The organism is Pseudomonas sp. Root569 (assembly GCF_001427465.1).
Taxonomy (GTDB): Bacteria; Pseudomonadota; Gammaproteobacteria; order Pseudomonadales; family Pseudomonadaceae; genus Aquipseudomonas; species Aquipseudomonas synxantha.
The window spans coordinates 203,422-226,976 of sequence record NZ_LMGQ01000026.1; the positions used below are offsets into that span (position 1 = coordinate 203,422).

Below are 23,555 nucleotides of genomic sequence, written 5' to 3' on the forward strand. Positions count from 1 at the left end.
AATAAGTTACCAACAGAGTTATCCACAGCTTGTTCCGGTCAAGGATGATCAAATGAATCCGATAAACAGCAGTGAAATTTCTCCGGCAGAGCTGGAAGCCCGACTACGCTTGCACAGGCTGCCGGAACTGGGCCCCAAGCGTTTTCATACGTTGATTGAAGCCTTCGGCAGCGCCTCCAAGGCCATCAGTGCCCCCGCCAGTGCCTGGCGTTCCCTCGGCTTGCCCGCCATCAGTGCCGATGCCCGACGTAGCCCGCAAATCCGTGATGGTGCCAGTGAGGCGTTGGCGTGGCTGGGCCACCCGGCCCAGCATTTGCTGATGTGGGACCAGCCTGACTACCCTGCACTGCTCGCCCAGATCGATGACGCGCCGCCGCTGTTATTTGTCGCGGGCAATCCAGGCATTCTGGAAAAACCCCAGTTGGCCATGGTCGGTAGTCGGCGGGCGTCGCGCCCGGGAATGGACACGGCCGCTGCGTTTTCCCGCAGTCTGGCGAGCGCCGGTTTTGTCATCACCAGCGGTCTCGCACTGGGCATTGACGGCGCGGCGCATCAGGCGGCACTGGAGGTGGGCGGTCATACAATCGGCGTGCTCGGCACTGGCCTGGAAAATTTTTATCCACAGCGCCATAGCAAGCTCGCGGCGGCGATGATTGCCCAGGGCAGCGCGGTGGTTTCCGAGTTTCCGCTGGATGCGCCGCCCCAGGCCGGCAATTTCCCACGGCGCAATCGGATCATCAGCGGGCTCTCGCTGGGCGTCCTGGTGGTGGAAGCCAGCATGGCGAGCGGTTCGCTGATCACTGCACGGCTGGCGGCGGAACAAGGGCGTGAGGTGTATGCGATCCCGGGTTCCATCCATCATCCCGGAGCCAAGGGCTGTCATCAGCTGATTCGCGATGGCGCAGTGCTGGTGGAAACCATCGAACACATTCTTGAAGGCTTGCGCGGTTGGCAAGCGTTGTCGTGCCCCGCTCCGCTGCCGGTTATTCACCCATTGGTGGCGCTGCTGCATGCAGCGCCGCATAGCAGCGAAGCCCTGGCGATTGCCAGCGGCCGGCCGTTGTCTCAGGTGCTGGCAACCCTTACGGAACTGGAGCTGGAAGGCCAGGTGACCTGCGAAAGCGGACGCTGGCTTGCGCGTTGCCAGCTTTTGTAGCTGCCAGTTCTTTGGAGCTGGGTTTTGTAACGAAGATCGGTAAACTGCCCAGAGCTTTAGTCGGAGAGTAAACAATGGTCAACAGGTGGCGTGTGCTGGAAGCCGCACGGGAAATTCGCGCAGGCGCGGTGATTGCCTATCCGACCGAAGCGGTCTGGGGCCTGGGCTGCGACCCGTGGAATGAAGAAGCGGTGGATCGGCTGCTGGCGATCAAGAACCGGTCAGTGGACAAGGGCCTGATCCTGGTGGCGGACAATATCCGTCAGTTCGACTTTCTGTTTGAAGACTTCCCGGACACTTGGATCGAACGCATGGCCAGCACCTGGCCTGGGCCTAACACCTGGCTGGTGCCCCATCAGGACTTGCTGCCGGAATGGGTCACAGGCATGCATGACACCGTGGCCTTGCGGGTCACGGACCACCCGTTGGTGCGGGACTTGTGCGCACAGGTCGGGCCGCTGATTTCCACGTCGGCCAATCCTCAGGGTCGTCCGGCGGCGCGCACGCGGATTCGCGTGGAGCAGTATTTCCGCGGGCAACTGGACCTGGTGTTGGGTGGTGCCCTGGGTGGGCGCAAGAACCCGAGCCTGATTCGGGACCTGGTAACGGGGGATGTGGTGCGGCCCTCCTAAGACCGAGGTGCGGCCATCGCGGGCAAGCCCCCTCCCACATGTTGACCGCGTTGTCATGACGGACACAGATCAAATGTGGGAGTGGGCTTGCCCGCGATGACTCGCTTAAGGCAACAGGATTGTTGAGCCGGTTGTACGGCGCCCCGACAACTCTGTCTGCGCCTTGGCTGCATCCGCCAACGAAAACCGCTGGTTGATATCAATGCGCACCTTGCCGCTCTTGATCATCGAAAACAGGTCATCGGCCATCGCCTGCAAGGCCTGCGGGTTGCTGGCATAGGTCGCCAGCGTCGGCCGCGTCACGTACAGCGAGCCCTTGGCCGACAAGATGCCCAGGTTCACGCCATCTACCGCGCCTGACGCGTTGCCGAAGCTGACGACCAAACCTCTTGGCGCCGTGCTGTCCAGGGAGGTCAGCCAGGTGTCCTTGCCGACGCCGTCGTACACCACTGGGCACTTCTTGCCGTCAGTTAATTCCAGCACGCGTTGTGCGACATTTTCCTTGCTGTAGTCGATGGTCTCCCAGGCGCCGAGGGATTTGGCCAGGGCGGCCTTTTCCGGGGAGCTGACCGTACCAATCAACTTCACACCCAGGGCCTTGGCCCACTGACAGGCCAGGGAACCGACGCCACCGGCAGCGGCGTGAAACAGGATAGTCTCGCCGCCTTTCAACTCGTAGGTCTGGCGCAGCAGGTACTGCACGGTCAGGCCCTTGAGCATGGCGCCGGCGGCCTGTTCAAAGCTGATGTCCTCCGGCAAGTGCACCAGGTTGGCGGCGGGCAGCACATGCAACTCGCTGTAGGCCCCCAGTGGGCCGCTGCCGTAGGCAACGCGGTCGCCGACCTTGAACTGGGTGACTTCACTGCCAACGGCATCCACCACCCCGGCGCCTTCCGCGCCCAGGCCCGATGGCAGGGCGGGCGGTGCGTAGAGGCCACTGCGGAAATAGGTGTCGATGAAATTCAGGCCGATCGCCTCGTTACGCACGCGAACCTGCTGCGGGCCAGACTCTGCCGGCGTGTAGTCCACATATTCGAGAACTTCGGGGCCGCCATGGGCGCTGAACTGGATACGTTTGGCCATCTGCACTTCTCCTGAGGTTGCATTCGCGTAGCCCCCTATCCCACTCCTAAGCTTGATCTTCGTCAACTGCGACGCAACGGAATGCAGTGGTATCCTGTGCGCCCATTTGCCGCCGACGCCCAGTGGCCTCGCGTAGCTTTGCCCGATTCAAGGTGATGCCATGACTACCCGCACCGAGGCTGTTAAAGCCTACCTGCTTGACCTGCAAGATCGTATTTGCAGCGCCCTGGAAACCTTCGAGACGGACACTCGCTTTATCGAAGACGCCTGGACCCGGCCTGCCGGCGGCGGCGGTCGCACCCGTGTGATCGAGAACGGTGCGGTGATCGAAAAGGGCGGCGTCAACTTTTCCCACGTGTTTGGCAGTGGCCTGCCACCGTCGGCCAGCGCCCATCGCCCTGAACTGGCCGGTCGCGGCTTCGAGGCTCTGGGCGTGTCGTTGGTGATCCATCCGCACAACCCGCATGTACCGACTTCCCACGCCAATGTGCGCTTTTTCATCGCAGAAAAAGACGGCGAAGAACCGGTGTGGTGGTTTGGTGGCGGCTTTGACCTCACCCCGTACTACGGCAATGAAGAAGATTGCGTCCACTGGCACCGCGTGGCCGAGCAGGCCTGTGCGCCGTTTGGCCCGGACGTCTATTCGCGCTACAAAGCCTGGTGCGACACCTACTTTCACATCAAGCATCGCAATGAGCCCCGTGGCATCGGTGGCCTGTTCTTCGATGACTTGAACGAGTGGGGCTTCGACACCTGCTTTGCCTTCATTCGCGCCATCGGCGATGCCTATATCGACGCTTACCTGCCGATTGTGCAGCGCCGCAAGGCCATGGCCTATACCGAGCAGCAGCGCCAGTTCCAGGAGTTCCGCCGCGGCCGCTACGTTGAGTTCAACCTGGTCTATGACCGTGGCACCTTGTTTGGCCTGCAATCGGGTGGGCGCACTGAGTCGATCCTGATGTCGCTGCCTCCCCAGGTACGTTGGAGCTATGACTGGAAAGCCGAGGTCGGCAGCGAAGAAGCGCGCCTTACCGACTACTTTTTGCAAGACCGCGACTGGCTCGGCGTTGTCGCGCCCAAGGCGGCGGTGTGATGGATCGGTATGTCGTGTTCGGCAATCCCATCGGCCACAGCAAATCGCCGCTGATTCACCGTATGTTCGCCGAGCAGACTGGCGAACAACTGGACTACAGCACCTTGCTTGCGCCGCTGGAGGATTTCACCAATTGCGCCCGTGAGTTTTTCCAACAGGGCCGTGGCGCCAACGTCACCGTACCCTTCAAGGAAGAAGCCTACCGTCTGGCCAACACCTTGACCGAGCGTGCCCAGCGCGCCGGGGCGGTGAACACCCTGAGCAAATTGGCTGACGGCACATTGCTGGGCGAGAACACCGACGGCGCCGGCCTGGTGCGCGACCTGACGGTGAACGCCGGGCTTAACCTGCACGGCAAACGCATCCTGTTGCTGGGTGCCGGCGGTGCGGTGCGCGGTGCGCTGGAGCCGTTGCTGGCGCAGCAACCCTCATCGTTGATCATTGCCAACCGCACCGTGGAAAAGGCCGAGCTGCTCGCTGAGCTGTTCGACGACCTGGGCCCGGTGTCTGCCAGTGGTTTCGACTGGTTGCGTGAGCCGGTGGATGTGATCATCAACGCTACCTCGGCCAGCCTGGCAGGCGATGTACCGCCGATTGCCGGCAGCCTGGTCGAACCGGGCAAGACGTTCTGCTACGACATGATGTACGCCAAAGAACCCACCGCGTTTTGTCGGTGGGCCACGGAACACGGCGCAGCGGTGGTAATGGATGGCTTGGGCATGCTGGTGGAGCAGGCGGCCGAAGCTTTCTTCCTGTGGCGCGGGGTGCGCCCGGATTCTGCGCCGGTACTGGCCGAACTGCGCCGTCAGTTGGCCTGATACAGATACAAAATATGGGAGGGGGCTTGCCCCCGATTGCTGCCTGTCAGCTACCGATATGTTGGCTGACACACCGCTATCGGGGGCAAGCCCCCTCCCACATTTTGATCGTGTTCAGTCTTCGAAATGGATGGGGCAACTGTTGGCCCCTTCCAATTTTCTTAACTCCTCGATTACCTGCGGCCTGGCCCGACGCAATGTCAGGCTGCGTCCCTGCCCCGCCAACCGCCGCGCCTCCTGATGCAGCATCTCCACCCCGGAATAGTCGATAAAGTTGATCTGCTGCGCCTCGATCACCACCCGTTCGCCCTGCAAGCTTTGCAGTCGCACTTGCAGGTAATGGCTAGCACCAAAAAAGATCGAGCCGCCCACTCGCAACACATCCTCCTCACCGTCGCGCCATTGCTGAACCCGTGGTTGCGAGGTGCGCTTGAGGTAGAAAAACAGCGACGCCAGCACCCCGGCATAAATGGCCGTTTGCAGTTCCAGCAGCAAGGTGGCGACACACGTCAGGCTCATCACCACGAATTCGGCGCGACTGACTCGGAATAATGCTCGAATGCCCCGGAGGTCTATCAGGCCCCAGCAAATCAGCAGGATGCTCGCCGCCATGCTTGGGATTGGGATATGTGCGATCAACGCCGCGCCAAATAACGCGAATAACGCCACCCACAGTGCCGAAAACACCCCCGCCAACGGCGAGCAGGCGCCCGCCTCGTAGCTGAGGCCCGAGCGGGTGAAGGAGCCCGCCGACAGGTAGCCGGAGAAAAATCCGCCGACGATGTTGGATAAACCCTGGGCGCGCACTTCCTGGTTGGCGTCGAGCAACTGTTGCGAGCGGGCTGACAGCGAACGGGCGATCGACAGGCTGGTCACCAACCCCAGCATCCCCACCGCTACAGCGCTGGGCAGCAAGCGCAAGATCAGGTCCAGGTCCATCGGCAACGGGCTGAACGGCGGCAGCTTGCCGATAAACGCACTGACCAATGCCACATGCCCGAACATTGCCGGCCACAGCCATGCTGCGACGCTGCCCAGGGTCAGGGCGATCAGCAGCGTTGGCCAGCGTGGCATCAGATACTTGAGCAATGCACCAGCCAGTAAAGTGCCAAGCCCCAGGGCGAGGGAAGCGTGGTCCCACTCTGCCCCATGGTCGATCAGCGCCAGCAGGCTATTGATGGCTGTGGCCTGGCTCGGCAAATCCAGCCCCATCAGATTGGGCAACTGCCCCAGGGCGATGACCACGGCCGCGCCCAGGGTGAAACCCAGCACCACCGAATGGGAGACAAAATTCACCAGCGCGCCGAAGCGCAGCAAGCCGAGCAGCCACTGGAAAACCCCGGCGAGGAAGGTCAGTAACAGGATCAGCGTGATGTAGTCCTGGGAGCCCGGCACGGCCAGGGGGCTGATGCTGGCGTAAAGCACAATGGAAATGGCCGCCGTAGGCCCGCAGATCAGGTGCCAGGACGAGCCCCACAGGCAGGCGATCAACACCGGGATGATCGCGGCATAGAGCCCGTATTCCGGCGGCAGGCCGGCGATCAGCGCGTAGGCAATCGATTGCGGCAAGGCAAGCACGGCGCCACTGAGGCCGACGATCGCATCCCGGCCGACGCTGGCGCGGGTTTGGCGCGGGAGCCAGCTGAGGAAGGGGAAGAGTGTATGGCGGTTGGGCCGGGGCATCGCAGGCTCGGGTAGGAGGTTTGGCTTAGAGTATCAGTACACACCGGCTCCCTGTGGGAGGGGGCTTGCTCCCGATAGCGGTGTTTGAGCCAATACATTCATAGCTGATAGGCCGTCATCGGGGGCAGTCCCCTACCACATTTGGATCGAGGCGCATCTTAGAGTTGAGCTTTTACCGCGGGCAACGCATCCTGGCCATCCAGGGTTTTCACGCCGTCGAGCCACTTGTCCAACACCGCCGGGTTGGCCTTGACCCACGCCTTGGCTGCCTCGGCATTGCTGACCTTGTTATTGGCGACCTCAGCCATGACGCTGTTCTCCATCTCCTGGGTAAAACTCAGGTTGGTGAGCAGTTTTCCCACATTCGGGCAGGCCTGTGCGTAACCCTTGCGGGTCAAGGTATACACGCTGCCGGTGTCGCCAAAGTACTTTTCGCCGCCCTTGAGGTAACGCATTTTCAACTGCACGTTCATCGGGTGCGGCGTCCAGCCGAGGAAGGTGACAAAACGCTGTCTCTTCACCGCCCGCGAGACTTCGGCGAGCATCGCCTGTTCGCTGGATTCGATCAGTTTCCACTGGCCAAGATCAAAGTCATTTTTCTTGATGATCTCCTGCAGCGAGAGATTCGCTGGCGCGCCAGAGCCGATGCCGTAGATTTTCTTATCGAACTTGTCGGCAAACTTGTTCAGGTCGGAAAACTCATGCACCCCGGCGTCCCATACGTAATCCGGCACGGCGAGGGTGAACTCGGTGCCGTCGAGGTTCTTCGCCAGTTGCACCACATCGCCGTTGACCACGAACTTGTCGTAGAAACCCTGTTGCGCCGGCATCCAGTTGCCGAGGAATACATCTACCTGGCCGTCCTTGAGGCCGCCAAAGATAATCGGCACCGCCAGAGTGTCTACCTTGGGTTTGTAACCCATGCCCGTCAGCAAAAAGCCAGTAATGGCGTTGGTGGCGGCAATGTCGCTCCAGCCTGGATCGGCCATCTTTACCGTGTCACAACTGGCGTCCGCGTATACGTTGGCGCTGGTCAGCGCCAGCATGCCCAGCACAACCGTCAACTTTTGCATGGCCTTCCCTCTGTCTATTTATTGGTTTTGGCAGGGTTGTGGATAACGTGCCTTGCGCTCCAGGTCGTCGAGGTCGATATGGTTGCGCATGTACTGCTGACTGGCGTCCACCAGTGGCTGGTGGTCCCAGCTCTTCAGCTTGCCTTGGGTCAGCGCCTCGAACACCAGGCGGCGACGGCGTTGGCTGGCGAGCACCTGCTGGTGGATCGCCGGGATGTCCCATTTAGCCCGCGCTTCACGCAAAAACGCTTCGAACAACGCCCGGTGTTCCGGTGACTCGCTGAGGTCCTCCCGCTCGTGCGGGTCGTTGTGCACATCGAACAGTAGACAAGGATCGTCTTCGCTGTAGATGAATTTGTAGGCGCCCCGGCGAATCATCATCAACGGGCTGATAGTGCCTTCGGCCATGTATTCGCCAAACACTTCGTCGTGCCCGCCCTGCCCCTGCAAGTGCGGGACCAGCGAACGGCCGTCCAGTGGCAGGCATGGGTCCAGCTCGCCACCGGCCAGTTCTACCAGGGTTGGCAACAGGTCAGCAGTGGACACGGCCTGAGTGACGCGGCCAGCGGCGAACTGCCCCGGCGCACTGATCAGCAGCGGTACGCGGGCAGCCATTTCGAACCAGTGCATTTTGTACCAGAGGCCGCGTTCGCCGAGCATATCGCCATGGTCGCCGGAGAAGATGATGAGGGTGTCGTCGGCCAGGCCGGTGTCTTCCAGAGTTTGCAAGAGCTTGCCGACATTGCTGTCGATGTAGCTGCACGCCCCGAAGTAGGCGCGGCGCGCATCGCGGATCTTGTCCACAGGCAGCGGTTTGTCCCACAAGTCATAGACCTTGAGTAAACGCTGGGAGTGTGGATCCAAATCTCCTTGCGCCGGCGCTGCAGGCAAAGGGATGTCGGCGTCTTCGTACAGATCCCAGAACGGCTTGGGAATGGTGTAGGGGTCGTGGGGATGGGTCATCGACACGGTCAGGCAGAACGGCTGGTCGCTGTCCTCGCGGATATGATCGAACAGGTACTGCTGGGCCTTGAACACCACCTCTTCGTCGAAATCCAGCTGGTTGGTGCGCACACACGGGCCGGCTTGCAGCACCGAGGACATGTTGTGGTACCAGGTGGGGCGTACGTCCGGTTCATCCCAGTTCACTGCCCAGCCATAGTCGGCCGGGTAGATGTCGCTGGTCAGGCGTTCTTCGTAGCCGTGCAATTGGTCGGGGCCGCAAAAGTGCATCTTGCCCGACAATGCGGTGCGGTAGCCGAGGCGTCGCAGATAGTGGGCATAGGTCGGCACATCGGCGGGGAAATCGGCGGCGTTGTCGTAGGCGCCGATCTTGCTCGGCAACTGGCCGCTGACCAGGGTGAAGCGCGACGGTGCGCACAACGGGCTGTTGCAGTAAGCGGCGTCGAATACCACACCTTGAGCAGCGAGGCGGCTGAGGTTGGGCAACTTGATCGGGGACGGCCCGTAGAACGGCAGCATTGGCGCGGCCATTTGATCAGCCATGATGAAAAGAATGTTCTTGCGCTTCATGGGTTCTCGGCATTCCATAGGCGATGTTTATGCGAATGATCATGCGGCCCAAGAAATATTGGGTAAAGCCCATGAAGAGCAATGTCTAGGATAAGTAAAGCTTATGTATGAAGCGCTGGGTGACCTTTCCCTCGATCTGCTGCGTGCCTTTGAAGCCGCGGCGCGCCACCGCAGTTTCACCGCCGCCGCGATGGAACTGGGCACCACCCAGCCGGCCGTCAGCCAGCAGATCAAGCGTCTTGAAGAGCAATTGGCAATCCGCCTGTTTGACCGCATTTATCGCGGTATCGAATTGACCGACGCCGGCGCGCTGCTGTTCGAGCATGTGCAAAGCGGCTTGCAGAGCATCAACCAGGGCCTTAGCGCCATTTCCCAGCAAGACCAGCATGAAGTGCTGCAGGTGGCCACCGACTTCGCCTTCGCGGCCTATTGGCTGATGCCGCGCCTGCACCGTTTCCACCAAGCCAACCCGCAGGTGGATGTCAGCCTGGTGACCAGTGAGCGCAACCATGCCACCCTGCGCAGCGATATCGATGTGGCGGTACTGTTTGGCGATGGCCGCTTCAAGCAGGGCGACAGCCTGTGGCTGTTCAACGAGGAAGTGTTCCCGGTGTGCAGCCCGCAATGGCTCAAGGGCCAGGCTGCGCCACTGACGGTGCAGACCTTGCAGGACTACCCGTTGCTGCACCTGCGCCAGGAAAACAACAGCCAGTGGTTCGACTGGAGCGGGGTATTCCGTGAACTGGGCATCACCGCTGCGCCGACTCCTGGCCAACTGCGTTTCGACAACTACACCTTGCTGATCCAGGCCGCGATTGCTGGTCAAGGTGTGGCCATCGGCTGGCGCCACCTGGTGGATAACCTGCTGGAGCAAAACTGGCTGTGTCGACCAATCAGCGACACCGTGACCTCGCGGTTCGGCTATTACGTGGTGCAGCCCCAGCGCAAGCGCCGGGGGCGATTGGTCGAGCGCTTTGTCGAGTGGCTGGTGGCTGAGCAGGCCAGCAGTGCGCAGTCGTTGACCGGGCTGGCCCTGCCATCGATTGCGGTCTAGGATCGGCGCATATTGGATCCGGAGTCCGTCATGCAACGTATCAAGGGCTACCACGCCCACATCTACTTCGATGCCAGCACTATCGAACAGGCCCGTACCCTGTGTGAAGACGCGGCCAGGCTGTTTCCCCTGCGCATGGGCCGTGTGCACGAGAAGCCGGTGGGTCCGCACCCGGATTGGAGCTGCCAGCTGGCGTTCGAGCCGGAATACATCGGTGTGGTATTGCCGTGGCTGGCGCTGCATCGCAATGGCTTGGTGGTGTTCCTGCACCCTGAAACCGGCGATGACTTGAAGGATCACACCGACTACGCGGTCTGGATGGGGGCCATGCGCGAATTGAATTTGTCGGTTTTTTAACCTTCCTTATCAGATAAAGCCTTGCGTCTCCGTCGCAAAAATCCGGGAGAGCTGTAGGACTTATCTTGTCTTGTCTCATTATGTGGGATTGATATTTATATATTGAGATATCCCTGGACGTAGGTTTATATTCGCCCATCTGCTTTTTTCAGCACCCACACATTTCAGGTGAAGCGATGCAGGCGCAATTGATCGCGCTCGATTGGGGGACCAGCTCCCTTCGTGCTTACAAACTCGGCCCCGCAGGCGTAGTGCTGGAACAACGCTCGCTGGCCTCGGGCATCATGCATTTGCCCAGCGAACCCCGAAGCATCGCCGGCGTTGACTGCACTAACGGCTTTGAGTTGGCGTTCGATACCGCCTGTGGCGATTGGCTCGACGCCCAACCGGGCTTGCCGGTGATCGCCTGCGGCATGGTCGGCAGCGCCCAGGGTTGGAGCGAAGCGGCTTATCGCAGCACCCCTGTAGATGTCGCCGGCCTCGGCCAAGCGTTGCACTGCGTACGCAGCTTGCGCGCAGTGGATGTGCATATCGTGCCGGGGGTGATTGAACAGGTTGGCCTGCCCAATGTGATGCGTGGCGAAGAAACCCAGGTGCTCGGCGTGTTGCAAGGCCTTGGTGCCCAGGTGTTGATTGGGCTGCCCGGCAGCCATTCCAAATGGGTCGAGGTGGTCGAAGGTCGCATTACTCATTTCGACACCTTCATGACAGGTGAACTGTTTGCGATATTGAGCAAGCACAGCATCCTGGGTCGCACCCAACAGCCGTGCGAGCAGTTCCAGGCCGAGGCTTTCGATCGCGGTGTGCAGGTGGCGCTTTCAAAAGACGGCGAGCGTGGCGTGCTGTCGACGCTGTTCAGTGCCCGTACCCTGGGGCTGACCGCTGAACTGGCGCCCGAGCAGCAGCCCGACTACTTGTCCGGCCTGCTGATTGGCCACGAACTCGCCGGCTTGCCAGACAGCGCCAAACATAAACCCATCATCCTGGTGGGCGCGGCACCCCTCTGCGTCCGCTATCAACGCGCCCTCGCCCTTTGCGGTTTTGCCCACGTGAGCCTGGCGCAGGAAGCCACCGAACGCGGCCTGTGGCAATTGGCCGTGGCGGCTGGGCTCATTCAACCTGTAACGGAGGCCTGACATGCTCAAGCAAGCACTCGCGCAAAACGGTTTGATCGCAATCCTGCGCGGCATACGCCCGGATGAAGCTCAGGCTATCGGTAAGGTGCTGTACGACGCGGGTTTTCGGGTGATCGAAGTCCCGCTCAATTCGCCCGACCCGTACACCAGTATCCGCACCCTGCGCGACAGCCTGCCCGCCGATTGCCTGATCGGCGCCGGCACGGTGTTGACGCCGGAACAGGTCGAGCAGGTCAAGGCTGCGGGTGGTCAGGTGATCGTCATGCCCCATAGCGATGCCAAGGTCTTGCGTGCCGCCAAGGCGGCGGGCCTGTATTTGTCGCCTGGCGTGGCCACTCCCACAGAAGCTTTTGCTGCACTGGCCGAAGGCGCCGATGTATTGAAGCTGTTCCCGGCCGAGCAAATCGGCCCGGCAGTGATCAAGGCATGGCTGGCGGTATTGCCGGCTGGCACCTTGTTGCTACCGGTGGGCGGCGTTACCCCGGACAACATGCAGGTGTTCATCGACGCCGGTGCCAAGGGGTTCGGGTTGGGTTCCGGGCTGTTCAAGCCGGGAATGACAGTGGATCAGGTCGCGAGTCATGCCCAGGCTTATGTCGCCGCCTGGAAAGCCCTGAGCTGATATCAAATTCCGCGCCCACAGGCGCTGCATCTATAAGAGAGACAAGAGATGAAAATCACCAAACTGACGACCTTTATCGTCCCGCCGCGCTGGTGCTTCCTCAAGATTGAAACCGACCAGGGTGTGACTGGCTGGGGTGAGCCTGTGGTCGAAGGCCGCGCTCACACCGTCGCGGCCGCCGTCGAAGAACTGTCCGACTACCTGATCGGCAAAGACCCACGCAATATCGAAGACATCTGGACCGTGCTCTATCGCGGCGGCTTCTACCGTGGCGGAGCCGTGCACATGAGCGCCCTCGCCGGCATCGACCAGGCCCTGTGGGATATCAAGGGCAAGGCCCTCGGCGTGTCGGTCAGCGATCTGCTGGGCGGCCAGGTGCGCGACAAGATCCGCGTGTACTCGTGGATCGGCGGTGACCGCCCCGCCGACACCGCCCGCGCCGCCAAAGAGGCCGTGGCCCGTGGTTTCACTGCGGTAAAAATGAACGGTACCGAAGAATTGCAGTTCGTCGACAGCTTCGAAAAAGTCGACCTGGCCCTGGCCAACGTCGCGGCCGTGCGTGATGCGGTCGGCCCTAACGTGGGTATCGGTGTCGACTTCCATGGCCGTGTGCACAAGCCCATGGCCAAGGTGCTGATGAAAGAGCTCGACCCCTACAAGCTGATGTTCATCGAAGAGCCGGTGCTCAGCGAAAACTACGAAGCGTTGAAAGAATTGGCACCGCTCACCAGTACGCCGATTGCCCTGGGCGAGCGCCTGTTCTCGCGTTGGGATTTCAAGCGCGTACTCAGCGAAGGTTATGTCGACATCATCCAGCCGGACGCTTCTCACGCGGGCGGTATTACCGAAACCCGCAAGATCGCCAACATGGCCGAGGCCTACGACGTGGCCTTGGCCCTGCATTGCCCGCTCGGCCCAATCGCGCTGGCGGCGTGCCTGCAGTTGGATGCAGTTTGCTACAACGCGTTTATCCAGGAGCAGAGCCTGGGTATTCACTACAACGAGAGCAATGACCTGCTCGACTATGTGCGTGACCCTGGGGTATTTGACTATGACCAGGGCTTTGTGAAGATTCCGAACGGGCCGGGCCTTGGCATCGAGATCAACGAGGAATATGTGGTTGAGCGCGCGGCTATCGGCCATCGCTGGCGTAACCCGATCTGGCGTCATGCCGATGGCAGTTTTGCCGAGTGGTGATTTCTGACTGACGCAACTGAGGTTCAAAAATGTGGGAGGGGGCTTGCTCCCGATAGCGGTAAATCTGCCACCGACGATGTCGACTGACACTCAGCCATCGGGGGCAAGTCGAATCGTCGCACCGCCCCTCCCACATTTCTAACCGCGTTTATTCAGTTAGACCTATCCTCAATAAACATAAGAAGAGGCACCCCCCCCATGCATCCTGAATCCCTCCCCGGGCAGGCTTCTTTAGTCACGCCCAGCCGAAAGCGTTTCTTCATCATGGTGCTGCTGTTTATCACCGTGGTTATCAACTACCTCGACCGCAGCAACCTGTCGATTGCCGCCCCGGCGCTGACCAGCGACCTGGGTATCGACCCGGTGCAGGTCGGGCTGATTTTCTCGGCGTTCGGCTGGACTTACGCGGCCATGCAAATCCCCGGCGGCTGGCTGGTAGACCGCGTGCCGCCGCGTATTCTGTATACGGTCGCCCTGCTGCTGTGGTCGATTGCCACCGTCATGCTCGGTTTCGCCGCCAGCTTCATCGCGCTGTTCGTGTTGCGCATGGCGGTGGGCGCATTGGAAGCACCGGCCTATCCGATCAACAGTCGTGTGGTCACCACTTGGTTTCCTGAGCGCGAGCGCGCGACCGCGATTGGCGTCTACACCTCCGGGCAATTCGTTGGCCTGGCGTTCCTCACGCCGGTCCTGGCCTGGCTGCAACACCAATACGGTTGGCACATGGTGTTTGTCGTCACTGGGGGTGTCGGCATCCTGTGGGCCGCGATCTGGTACGCGGTGTATCGCGAGCCGAAGGATTTCAAGGGCGCCAATGCGGCTGAAATCCAATTGATCCGTGACGGCGGTGGCCTGGTAGACATGCAGGCACAAACCGCCAAGGCGCCTTTCAGTTGGGTCGACCTGGGGATCGTGCTGAGCAAGCGCAAACTCTGGGGCATCTACCTGGGCCAGTTCTGCCTGAACTCCACGCTGTGGTTCTTCCTGACCTGGTTCCCGACGTACCTGGTGAAGTATCGCGGCATGGACTTCATCCAGTCAGGCTTGCTGGCATCATTGCCGTTCCTCGCCGCGTTTGTGGGCGTGCTGTGTTCGGGAGTGTTTTCCGATTGGCTGATTCGCCGTGGAGCCTCGGTGGGCTTTGCGCGCAAGCTGCCGATCATCAGCGGCCTGCTGATTTCTACGGCGATCATCGGCGCCAACTACGTAGACTCCATGGCGTGGGTCATCGCGTTCCTGGCGGTGGCGTTTTTCGGCAATGGCCTGGCATCGATCACCTGGTCATTGGTGTCGACCCTGGCGCCTGCGCGGTTGCTGGGGCTGACCGGGGGCGTGTTCAACTTCATCGGTAACCTGGCAGCGATTGCCACGCCTATCGTGATTGGCTTTCTAGCCAGCGGCGATTCGTTTGCGCCGGCGATTACCTATATTGCGGTACTGGCATTGCTTGGTGCGCTTTCCTACATATTGCTCGTAGGCAAAGTCGAGCGGATCGAGCTGTAAAAGCGGGCGACCTTAGGGTCGCCCTTTTTCGAGCTACGGCACCGACATCTCGTTACGAAAAATATGGCGTGGGTCCCAGCGCTGCTTGGTACGCCGTAATCGGCTTTCGATGATCAGGTCTGGGAAGAAGGTTTGGTACCACTGAGAGTTTTTACCGTTGGCCGGGTTGCCTCCCACGTAGGTCATATCGAGGTCGGGGTAGTTGATATAGCAACCTTCGAACTCATTGTTGATCGGTACGCCCTGGTCAGTGGCAAACGCGTTGAAATACAGCCCTTGGATCCAGTCGGCATGAGCTTGATCCGAGGCGGCGCTGTCATCGCGCCAGTAACATTGTGGCTGCCACTTGAGGTAGGAGGAGCGCTGTGCTGCTGAGGATTCCCTGCGCACAGGCCCGCTGGCGGCATTGATCTGGCCACCGAAAGACTGAATCTGGACAAGGCTTTGTGTCAGGTGCTTGTCTGGGTCTGGCCAGTTCAATGTGGACCAGATGGCGTCCAGTACCTGAGGGGTGAATGGGCCCTTTTGGTAAGCCGACTTATAGCGCCCGCGCTGGTTGTCCCCTGAGCCATTCAACGTCTGTTGGCACACCAGCCAATCCAGGCGCTGCTCGGCTGCCTTCGCGGTCGAGACTGAGTCGATGGTGCGACCAGTGGCGGTGCCGGGCGGCAGATGGATGACATGAAACGGCACCAGCGATTCGGTGGCGGGCAGGCCAATGGCGGTGAGCATCCTGCTCACAAAGTCATTGAAGGGTGCCCGGTCGTTCAGTTCCCCATCCTTGTCCACATAGTGAATGCCCAAGGTCATGTTGCCCGTGTGCCGGTGGCGCATCTCCAATTTGGTCGCCAGCCCCCAGGTGTCCGGGTTGGCTTGATTACTGGCGAACCATGACTGATAGGCCACCAGCAGGTTATCGAGTGCAGGCTTGGTCAGTACGGACCAGTCCCATTCCAGCACCAGCCACAGCACCTCCTTCGGTGCCGGTGGCAGGTCTTTGAAGTAGTAGCTGGTGATGATGCCGAACTGCCCGCCGCCCGCACCACAGCACGCAGCGAACAGGTCCAGTTCATCCTGGCTGGCGCTGTCCCTGGAAACGTGACGCGCTTCCAGGCCTATGCCTTGGCTGTCAGGCACCAGGATGTCCACACCGCTCAGCCAGTCACACACCAGACCATATTTGCGCGACAGCAGCCCATAGCCGCCCCCGCAAATGTGCCCGCCCAGGCCCACCGAATAACACGATCCCCCTGGCAGGGTCTTGTTGGCCAGTTTGTATAACGCCACGTAGACATCCCAGTTTTGGGCACCGGCTTCCAGGCGAAAGCTATAGCGTTCAGTTGCTGCGGGGTCCAGATCGGAACCGATTTGCCCGTCAGCGTCGTAGACCACTTGGTTCAGCGCACTGATGTCCAGGATCGACAGCACCTCATGGGGGCTGTCGGGCATCTTGTTGGCGACAAAACCTTCGTAGCAATGGCCCCCGCTGCGCACGGTAATGCGCCCGTCGGGTTGGGCCAATGCCTGTGCGGCGGCGTCAATGATGTCTTGCGGACTGTGACAGAGGTAGATCAGGTTGGCGCCGTTGGGCGAGGACTGGCCCTGCACGTTGCCGAGCGGCCAGCGCAGGTTGAAACCTTTTTGCAACGTTGAATGACGGCGGTCTGAAGGGGTGATGAGATCAAATGCCATGATGTACTCCTGAAGAGACAAAGATGACTTCTGATGCGGCTAACTTAACGACCGGGGGCAAGGACTGCGTGGCCTGCGAGGGTGGTTAGACGACAAAGGGCACGAAGCGCGTTAAAAGAAGGCGGGCAACATGCCCGCCTCCGTTGAAGCCTAGCTGATTAGCCGAAAGGCGCTCGGATGGAGGAATTACATTTACGTGCGGGCGTTACGCACACCTTCCGACAGCGCCGCGCACAGGCTCAATACGCCATCAATGGCTTGCTGGTCATTTTCGGCGTTGGCGATGTGATCAATCAGCGCCGACCCCACCACTACACCGTCGGCCAGGCGCGCAATGGCCGCTGCCTGGTCCGGCGTGCGTATGCCAAAGCCGATGCTGATCGGCAGGTCGGTATGACGACGCAGGCGCGTCACGGCTTCTTCGACGTGCTCCAGTGTGGCGGCACCGGCACCGGTCACACCGGCCACCGACACGTAATATACAAAGCCGGAGCTGCCGTTGAGCACTGTGGGCAGGCGTATGTCATCGGTGGTCGGGGTGGTCAGGCGGATAAAATCGATGCCCGCGGCCTGGGCCGGGTCGCACAGTTCGCCGTTATGCTCAGGCGGCATGTCGACCACGATCAGGCCGTCGACGCCGGCTGCCTTGGCATCGGCAATGAACTGCGGCACTCCGTATTTGTGGATCGGGTTGAAATAGCCCATCAACACCAGTGGGGTGTCGTTGTTGTCCTGGCGAAACTCGCGGACCATTTGCAGGGTTTTCACCAGGTTCTGCTTGGCGGTCAGCGCACGGATATTGGCCAGTTGAATAGCCGGGCCGTCAGCCATCGGGTCAGTGAAGGGCATGCCCAGCTCGATCACATCGGCGCCGGCGGCCGGCAGGCCCTTGAGGATCGCCAGCGAGGTGTCATAACCCGGGTCGCCGGCGGTGACGAAGGTCACCAGGGCGGCGCGGTTTTGTTCCTTGAGTTGCGCGAAGCGGGTTTGCAGGCGGCTCATTTAGTGTTTCTCCTGCTGAGACTGTTCCATGTGGTGCATCACGGTCTGCATGTCTTTGTCGCCACGGCCGGACAGGTTGACCACCATCAGGTGATCCTTCGGCAAGGTCGGTGCGCGCTTGAATACTTCTGCCAGGGCGTGGGCGCTTTCCAGCGCAGGGATAATCCCTTCCAGGCGGCAGCACTTGTGGAAGGCGTCCAAGGCTTCGTCGTCGGTCACCGAGGTGTACTGGACGCGGCCGATATCATGCAACCAGGCGTGTTCAGGGCCGATGCCTGGGTAGTCGAGGCCGGCGGAAATCGAGTGGGCGTCGATGATCTGGCCGTCATCGTCCTGCAGCAGGAAGGTGCGGTTGCCGTGCAGCACGCCCGGTACGCCGCCGTTGAGGCTGGCGGCGTGCTTGCCGGTTTCGATGCCATGGCCGGCCGCTTCAACACCGATGATCTCGACGCTGGTGTCATCCAGGAACGGGTGGAACAGGCCCATGGCGTTGGAGCCGCCGCCGATGCATGCCACCAGGCTGTCCGGCAGGCGGCCTTCCTGGGCTTGCAGCTGGGTACGGGTTTCCTTACCGATCACGGCCTGGAAGTCGCGCACCATCGCCGGGTAAGGGTGTGGGCCGGCCACGGTGCCGATCAGGTAGAAGGTGCTGTCGACGTTGGTTACCCAATCACGCAGGGCTTCGTTCATCGCATCTTTCAGAGTACCGGTGCCGGCGACCACCGGAATCACTTCGGCGCCCAGCAGCTTCATGCGGAACACGTTGGCCTGCTGGCGCTCGATGTCAGTGGTGCCCATGTAGATTACACATTGCAGGCCAAAGCGTGCGGCGACAGTGGCAGTGGCCACGCCGTGCATGCCGGCGCCGGTCTCGGCGATGATGCGTTTCTTGCCCATGCGCCGCGCCAGCAGGATCTGGCCGATGCAATTGTTGATCTTGTGCGCGCCGGTGTGGTTGAGCTCTTCGCGCTTGAGGTAGATCTTGGCGCCGCCACAGAACTCGGTCAGGCGTTCGGCGAAGTACAGCGGGCTGGGGCGTCCGACGTAGTCGCGCTGGAAGTAGGCCAGTTCTTCATTGAACGCCGGATCCACCTTGGCAGCTTCGTATTCACGGGCCAGGTCGAGAATCAACGGCATCAAGGTTTCAGCGACGTAGCGGCCACCGAACCCACCAAACAGGCCGTTGGCGTCAGGGCCGTTGCGTAGATCGGTCTGGGACTGAGTCATGGGACGCTCCAGGGAAGAATGTGTTTAAGAGGCAATGACGGCCACTCTACCCCTGACGCTGTAGCCTGAAAACCGATAAGATCGCCTCAACCTGTCAGGAAAACTCACAGATGAGCCGCGACCTTCCACCCCTCAACGCCTTGCGCGCATTTGAAGCCACCGCCCGCCTCAACAGCGTCAGCCAGGCCGCCGAGCAATTGCACGTGACACATGGTGCGGTGAGCCGCCAGTTAAAAGTGCTTGAAGAACACTTGGGGGTAAGCCTGTTCGTCAAGGAAGGACGAGGCCTCAAACTCACAGATGCGGGCGTGAGGCTGCGAGATGCCAGCGCCGAGGCGTTCGAGCGTTTGCGGGACGTGTGCGCTGAGCTCACCCAGAGCAGCGCCGATGCGCCTTTCGTGCTCGGTTGTTCGGGCAGTTTGCTGGCGCGTTGGTTTATTCCGCGCCTGGGGCGCTTGAATGCGGATTTGCCGGACTTGCGCTTGCACCTGTCTGCCGGCGAAGGTGACCTTGACCCTCGTCGCCCTGGGTTGGACGCGCTGCTGGTATTTGCCGAGCCGCCGTGGCCGGCGGATATGCAGGTGTATGAACTGGCCAGCGAACGCATCGGTCCGGTCATGAGCCCGCGTTATGACGGTTATAAACAGTTGCGCCAGGCACCAGCGTCGGCTTTGGCTGATGAAGGGCTATTGCACACCACGTCGCGGCCCCAAGCCTGGCCCAGTTGGGCGCGTCAACACGATATCGAACCCGGCGCGTTGAAATTCGGCCAGGGATTTGAGCATTTGTATTATTTGCTGGAAGCGGCAGTTGCAGGGTTGGGCGTGGCGATCGCGCCAGAACCGCTGGTGGCAGAGGACCTGCGTGCGGGTCGCCTGGTGGCGCCGTGGGGTTTCAGCGAAACCCCGGCGCACCTGGCGTTGTGGCTACCCAAGCGCGCCGCGGATGGGCGCGCCGGGCAGTTGGCGCAATGGCTCAAGGCCGAGCTGATGCGCCAACCGCTATAGCCGGTAAATCAGTCGCCGCGCTTGCACAGCAGGTAAGCCGCCAGCAGACCCAGCGCGCCAACGGCGACGCCGGCGGTGGTCCATGGATGCTCTTGTGCGTAGTCCCGGGTGGCAACACCGGTTTCGCGGATTTTGACTTTGCTTTCTTCATAGGCATCGCTGATCAGATGACGAGAGTGCTTGAGGGCGTTCTCGGCATTGCTTTTCAGGGCCTTCAGCGTTTTGCGCGACTCATCGGATGCATCATCCTTGAGGCTCTCAAGGGACTTGAGCAGGCTCGAGATCTCGGCTTCCATGCTTTCCAGCGACGCTTTGCGTAAAGAAGTGTTGGCCATGTGAACATCTCCTGAAGTGATTGAGTGGCGTGTGTAGATACCGACTGCGGCGGTTTCAGAAAGTGCAGTAATTCTGAACTTTCACCTCTCAACGGTCGCCAGAAGCAGTACGAGTATTCACTGCTAGTCTTGATTAACGACCCCTAGGAGAAACGCCATGAGTGATCATCACACCTACAAGAAAGTCGAACTGGTGGGTTCTTCCACCACCAGCATTGAAGATGCGATCAACAATGCCCTGGCCGAGGCAAATAAAAGCATCAAGCACCTGGAGTGGTTTGAGGTGACCGAAACCCGTGGTCACATCAAGGATGGCAAGGCCGCGCACTTTCAGGTCACGCTTAAGGTGGGATTCCGAATTGCCAGTAGTTAATCGGCTGAGTTGAACTTTGACCGCTGGCCGATTGCCATAACCTGCGCTACAAACAACGGGTGCCGACGCGATGAGCGTCGGCACGCTCTTTCGATCAGCGCAAGGAAAGTAACGGATGAAGAAGTTTCTGTTGGCGGTAGGTTTGTTGAGCATTGCGGGCACGGCCCTGGCGGCGGGCAAGCCTTGTGAAGAGCTGAAAAGCGAAATTGCAGCGAAAATCGACGCCAAGGGCGCGTCGGGTTATTCGCTGGAAGTGGTGGATAAAGGCGCTTCGACCGACGCTGAAGTGGTCGGCACCTGCGAAGGTGGCACCAAGGAAATCGTCTACAAACGCGGTTAATCCCGTGTTGCAGACATAAAAAACCGACGCAGGTGCGTCGGTTTTTTTTCGTCTGGGTTCAGCCTTTCATAACCTGTGCCAGCAACTCGTAGGAATGAATCCGGTCGGCGTGCTCGTACAGGTCACTGGTGAAGATCAGCTCATCGGCGCCGGTCTGCTCGATCAACACCTCCAGCTTGGCGCGGATCTTCGCCGGGCTGCCGACCATGGCCAGGCCGAGGAAGCTTGCGACCGCGTCTTTTTCATGGGGCAACCACAGGCCATCCATGGTTTTTACCGGTGGGCGCTGTACCAGGCTCTGGCCGCGCATCAGCGCGAGGATGCGCTGATACATCGAGGTGGCCAGGTAATCGGCCTGTTCATCGGTATCCGCCGCCACCAGAGGAATGCCGAGCATCACGTAGGGCTTGTCCAACACTGCCGACGGCTTGAAGTGATTGCGGTACACGCGAATCGCCTCATGCATCAAGCGCGGTGCGAAATGGGAGGCGAAGGCGTACGGCAAACCCCGCTCACCGGCCAATTGCGCGCTGAACAGGCTTGAACCCAGCAGCCACACCGGCACGTTGGTGCCGGTACCCGGTACGGCGATCACCCGTTGATCGGGCGTACGTGGGCCCAGGTAGGCCATCAATTCGGCCACATCCTCGGGGAAATCATCGGCACTGCCTGAGCGTTCACGGCGCAGGGCGCGGGCAGTCATCTGGTCGGAGCCGGGCGCACGGCCCAGGCCCAGGTCAATACGGCCGGGGTAGAGGCTTTCCAGGGTGCCGAACTGCTCGGCGATCACCAGCGGTGCGTGGTTAGGCAGCATGACCCCGCCGGAACCCACGCGGATGGTCGAAGTGCCGCCGGCCAGGTAGCCGAGCAGTACCGAGGTGGCCGAACTGGCGATGCCGTCCATATTGTGGTGCTCAGCTACCCAGAAACGGTGGAAGCCGAATTTTTCCACGTGCTGGGCCAGGTCCAGGGAATTGCGCAGCGACTGCGCTGGGTTGCCGTCGGCGCGCACGGGCACCAGGTCGAGGGTCGAAAATTTTACGTCGGACAGCGATTTCATAAGCCTGCTTCTCCAAAGGGGCGCACAGGCTTTTTTTATCGAGCCAAAACCTGCCGCGGCATGTGCATGCCCTATGCAATGAGGGCATATACCCGAGATTCAATAGTACGCGAGAAATTTCCTACTTAATCACTAGGTTTTTCTTACGAGTGAACTTTGCCGTGGCGTCTATCCTCAGAACCCTTACTGACACAAAACCACCGTTCGAGGAGAAAGCTATGAGCATCGTTAAAAAGGCATCCGCGCATTGGGAAGGTGATCTGAAGACCGGCCTGGGTTCCATTTCCACGGAAACCGGCGTACTGCGCGAAGCGCCCTACGGCTTCAAGGCCCGTTTCGAGGGCGGCAAGGGTACCAACCCTGAAGAACTGATCGGCGCGGCTCACGCCGGCTGTTTCTCCATGGCGTTTTCCATGATTCTCGGCGATGCAGGGCTCAAAGCCGACAGCATCGACACCCAGGCTGACGTAACCCTGGACCAGGTCGATGGCGGCTTTGCGATTACTGCAGTGCATCTGACCCTGAAAGCCAAGATCCCAGGCGCCAGCCAGGCACAGTTCGATGAACTGAGCAAAAAGGCCAAGGAAGGGTGCCCGGTTTCCAAGGTGCTGAATGCGACCATCACCCTGGATGGCACGCTGGTTAACTAACTCAGCACTGCCTGTGTGGGAGGGGGCTTGCCCCCGATAGTGGTGGGTCAGCCAATAGTTGGATGGCGGATACACCTTTATCGGGCACAAGCCCCCTCCTCATTTAGTTCTGCGTTAAATCAGAACTCGTGTTTCCCCTATGTGGTCCTATAGCCTATGCAGCCTTAGGCGCACACTCGTGCGCATGCATTCAGGGAGCTACACACATGAAACGTTTTGCCTTGGCGATCATCTGCGGTGTATTGGCCACTTCGGCCGTGGCCGCTCCAAAAGATTGTGAAGAGCTCAGGAAGGAAATTGAAGTACAACTCCAGGCCAAGGCGATTCCGTCCTATACCTTGGAAATCATCACTGCCGAAGAAGCCAAGAACCATGACGAAGCCATGATTGTCGGTTCGTGCGAAAACGGCACCAAGCGCATCATCTATCAGAAGAACAACGACTGATCAGATGCAGTTAACGCTGCGTTCTTCGGCCAGCAACTGCCGTGCTGAGTCATACAGCCGGATATTGGGCGTGAACGCCAGCGAGCGGCCTTCGAGCACATAGCGCTGGCCGGCCTGGAAATGGTCGTACTGCAAGGTCATGAAGCAGGTTCGATACATCATCTGGCTGAGGCCCCCCAAACCACCGCCGGCGGGCACTTCAAAATCAAAGCGCACCATCAGCTCGTGAGGGCCGGGGGGCATCTGGAAAAAGCGCCCGTCGTCGAGGTTCTTCCCATCCAGGCGCTGGGCCATGACCAACTTGGAGCCCGGGGTCGGCGTAGTGAAGTCGACCCAGGCCTGCTGCGGATCAACGGGTGGGATGGGCGTTGAAACGCAGGCGCTGAGCACCAGGGTGGCGACCGGCAACACAAACTGACGCATGGCAAGTACTCAACGCGAGGAGAGGCTTGAGTATAAACATGCAGCGCCGTGGAAAAATCC

Annotated in this window: 25 protein-coding genes; 15 read left to right on the plus strand and 10 right to left on the minus strand. The window is 60.4% G+C overall.

Annotation, left to right across the window (positions count from 1 at the left end):
* Positions 1-52: 52 nt before the first annotated feature.
* The gene (dprA, locus tag ASD70_RS23120) at positions 53-1,156 is read left to right on the plus strand and encodes a DNA-processing protein DprA (protein ID WP_056847523.1); all 1,104 of its coding nucleotides are present in this window, start codon (positions 53-55) and stop codon (positions 1,154-1,156) included.
* 74 nt (positions 1,157-1,230) lie between these two features.
* Positions 1,231-1,788, plus strand: coding sequence for an L-threonylcarbamoyladenylate synthase (locus tag ASD70_RS23125; RefSeq protein WP_043048265.1), 558 nt, complete (start codon positions 1,231-1,233; stop codon positions 1,786-1,788).
* A 105-nt stretch (positions 1,789-1,893) separates the two neighbouring features.
* Here the strand turns inward: ASD70_RS23125 and ASD70_RS23130 are convergent, their stop codons facing one another.
* Positions 1,894-2,871, minus strand: a complete 978-nt coding sequence (locus ASD70_RS23130; RefSeq protein WP_056847524.1) for a quinone oxidoreductase family protein — start codon at positions 2,869-2,871, stop codon at positions 1,894-1,896.
* Between the two features lie 160 nt (positions 2,872-3,031).
* Between ASD70_RS23130 and hemF the strand changes: the two genes are divergently transcribed.
* Both hemF and aroE read left to right on the plus strand, forming a co-directional pair.
* Positions 3,032-3,964 carry an oxygen-dependent coproporphyrinogen oxidase gene (hemF, locus tag ASD70_RS23135; RefSeq protein ID WP_056847525.1) on the plus strand — a complete coding sequence of 311 codons (933 nt, stop codon included), beginning with the start codon at positions 3,032-3,034 and terminating at the stop codon, positions 3,962-3,964.
* The gene (gene aroE / locus ASD70_RS23140; protein WP_046070230.1) at positions 3,964-4,782 is read left to right on the plus strand and encodes a shikimate dehydrogenase; all 819 of its coding nucleotides are present in this window, start codon (positions 3,964-3,966) and stop codon (positions 4,780-4,782) included. The genes hemF and aroE overlap by 1 nt, the downstream gene beginning before the upstream one ends.
* A gap of 114 nt (positions 4,783-4,896) precedes the next feature.
* Here the strand turns inward: aroE and ASD70_RS23145 are convergent, their stop codons facing one another.
* The 3 genes from ASD70_RS23145 to betC all read right to left on the minus strand — a co-directional run bounded on the left by ASD70_RS23145 (position 4,897) and on the right by betC (position 9,071).
* Positions 4,897-6,465 (minus strand): SulP family inorganic anion transporter, encoded by a 1,569-nt coding sequence (locus ASD70_RS23145; RefSeq protein ID WP_056847526.1) that lies wholly within the window; start codon positions 6,463-6,465, stop codon positions 4,897-4,899.
* A gap of 158 nt (positions 6,466-6,623) precedes the next feature.
* On the minus strand, positions 6,624-7,538 hold the full coding sequence (gene choX, locus ASD70_RS23150; protein WP_046070232.1) for a choline ABC transporter substrate-binding protein: 915 nt from the start codon (positions 7,536-7,538) through the stop codon (positions 6,624-6,626).
* Positions 7,539-7,556: 18 nt separating this feature from the next.
* A complete protein-coding gene (betC, locus tag ASD70_RS23155; RefSeq protein ID WP_056847527.1) occupies positions 7,557-9,071 on the minus strand; it encodes a choline-sulfatase in 1,515 nt (504 codons plus the stop codon).
* 103 nt (positions 9,072-9,174) lie between these two features.
* On the opposite strand from betC, the gene ASD70_RS23160 reads away from it, so the two are divergent.
* The 6 genes from ASD70_RS23160 to ASD70_RS23185 all read left to right on the plus strand — a co-directional run bounded on the left by ASD70_RS23160 (position 9,175) and on the right by ASD70_RS23185 (position 14,940).
* Entirely contained in the window at positions 9,175-10,125 is a 951-nt protein-coding gene (locus ASD70_RS23160) for a choline sulfate utilization transcriptional regulator (RefSeq protein WP_056847528.1), read from the plus strand.
* Between the two features lie 30 nt (positions 10,126-10,155).
* A complete protein-coding gene (locus tag ASD70_RS23165) occupies positions 10,156-10,482 on the plus strand; it encodes a DOPA 4,5-dioxygenase family protein (protein WP_043048273.1) in 327 nt (108 codons plus the stop codon).
* Positions 10,483-10,658: 176 nt separating this feature from the next.
* Positions 10,659-11,618, plus strand: a complete 960-nt coding sequence (locus ASD70_RS23170; RefSeq protein ID WP_056847529.1) for a 2-dehydro-3-deoxygalactonokinase — start codon at positions 10,659-10,661, stop codon at positions 11,616-11,618.
* Position 11,619: 1 nt separating this feature from the next.
* On the plus strand, positions 11,620-12,240 hold the full coding sequence (locus ASD70_RS23175) for a 2-dehydro-3-deoxy-6-phosphogalactonate aldolase (protein WP_056847530.1): 621 nt from the start codon (positions 11,620-11,622) through the stop codon (positions 12,238-12,240).
* A 48-nt stretch (positions 12,241-12,288) separates the two neighbouring features.
* Positions 12,289-13,437 carry a galactonate dehydratase gene (gene dgoD / locus ASD70_RS23180; protein WP_046070237.1) on the plus strand — a complete coding sequence of 383 codons (1,149 nt, stop codon included), beginning with the start codon at positions 12,289-12,291 and terminating at the stop codon, positions 13,435-13,437.
* 198 nt (positions 13,438-13,635) lie between these two features.
* On the plus strand, positions 13,636-14,940 hold the full coding sequence (locus tag ASD70_RS23185; protein WP_046070238.1) for an MFS transporter: 1,305 nt from the start codon (positions 13,636-13,638) through the stop codon (positions 14,938-14,940).
* Between the two features lie 33 nt (positions 14,941-14,973).
* Here ASD70_RS23185 and ASD70_RS23190 read toward each other — a convergent pair whose 3' ends face one another.
* The 3 genes from ASD70_RS23190 to trpB all read right to left on the minus strand — a co-directional run bounded on the left by ASD70_RS23190 (position 14,974) and on the right by trpB (position 18,861).
* The gene (locus ASD70_RS23190; protein WP_056847531.1) at positions 14,974-16,632 is read right to left on the minus strand and encodes an FAD-dependent oxidoreductase; all 1,659 of its coding nucleotides are present in this window, start codon (positions 16,630-16,632) and stop codon (positions 14,974-14,976) included.
* A gap of 192 nt (positions 16,633-16,824) precedes the next feature.
* Positions 16,825-17,634, minus strand: coding sequence for a tryptophan synthase subunit alpha (gene trpA / locus ASD70_RS23195; RefSeq protein WP_046070240.1), 810 nt, complete (start codon positions 17,632-17,634; stop codon positions 16,825-16,827).
* Positions 17,635-18,861, minus strand: coding sequence for a tryptophan synthase subunit beta (trpB, locus tag ASD70_RS23200; RefSeq protein ID WP_046070241.1), 1,227 nt, complete (start codon positions 18,859-18,861; stop codon positions 17,635-17,637).
* Positions 18,862-18,971: 110 nt separating this feature from the next.
* Between trpB and ASD70_RS23205 the strand changes: the two genes are divergently transcribed.
* Positions 18,972-19,868, plus strand: a complete 897-nt coding sequence (locus ASD70_RS23205; protein ID WP_056847532.1) for a LysR family transcriptional regulator — start codon at positions 18,972-18,974, stop codon at positions 19,866-19,868.
* Positions 19,869-19,876: 8 nt separating this feature from the next.
* Here the strand turns inward: ASD70_RS23205 and ASD70_RS23210 are convergent, their stop codons facing one another.
* Positions 19,877-20,203 (minus strand): DUF883 family protein, encoded by a 327-nt coding sequence (locus ASD70_RS23210; protein WP_003170746.1) that lies wholly within the window; start codon positions 20,201-20,203, stop codon positions 19,877-19,879.
* Positions 20,204-20,360: 157 nt separating this feature from the next.
* Between ASD70_RS23210 and ASD70_RS23215 the strand changes: the two genes are divergently transcribed.
* Both ASD70_RS23215 and ASD70_RS23220 read left to right on the plus strand, forming a co-directional pair.
* Positions 20,361-20,576, plus strand: a complete 216-nt coding sequence (locus tag ASD70_RS23215) for a dodecin (protein ID WP_005783406.1) — start codon at positions 20,361-20,363, stop codon at positions 20,574-20,576.
* Between the two features lie 115 nt (positions 20,577-20,691).
* On the plus strand, positions 20,692-20,916 hold the full coding sequence (locus ASD70_RS23220) for a DUF1161 domain-containing protein (protein ID WP_043048282.1): 225 nt from the start codon (positions 20,692-20,694) through the stop codon (positions 20,914-20,916).
* A 58-nt stretch (positions 20,917-20,974) separates the two neighbouring features.
* On the opposite strand, the gene ASD70_RS23225 is transcribed toward ASD70_RS23220, so the two are convergent.
* On the minus strand, positions 20,975-21,976 hold the full coding sequence (locus ASD70_RS23225; RefSeq protein ID WP_056847533.1) for an LLM class flavin-dependent oxidoreductase: 1,002 nt from the start codon (positions 21,974-21,976) through the stop codon (positions 20,975-20,977).
* A 218-nt stretch (positions 21,977-22,194) separates the two neighbouring features.
* Between ASD70_RS23225 and ASD70_RS23230 the strand changes: the two genes are divergently transcribed.
* Together ASD70_RS23230 and ASD70_RS23235 are read left to right on the plus strand one after the other, a co-directional pair.
* The gene (locus ASD70_RS23230) at positions 22,195-22,626 is read left to right on the plus strand and encodes an OsmC family protein (protein ID WP_043048284.1); all 432 of its coding nucleotides are present in this window, start codon (positions 22,195-22,197) and stop codon (positions 22,624-22,626) included.
* A gap of 206 nt (positions 22,627-22,832) precedes the next feature.
* Complete coding sequence (locus ASD70_RS23235; protein ID WP_046070244.1) at positions 22,833-23,072, plus strand: DUF1161 domain-containing protein; 240 nt, start codon at positions 22,833-22,835, stop codon at positions 23,070-23,072.
* Here the strand turns inward: ASD70_RS23235 and ASD70_RS23240 are convergent, their stop codons facing one another.
* On the minus strand, positions 23,073-23,495 hold the full coding sequence (locus tag ASD70_RS23240) for a PA0061/PA0062 family lipoprotein (protein WP_046070245.1): 423 nt from the start codon (positions 23,493-23,495) through the stop codon (positions 23,073-23,075).
* Between the last annotated feature and the right edge of the window lie 60 nt (positions 23,496-23,555).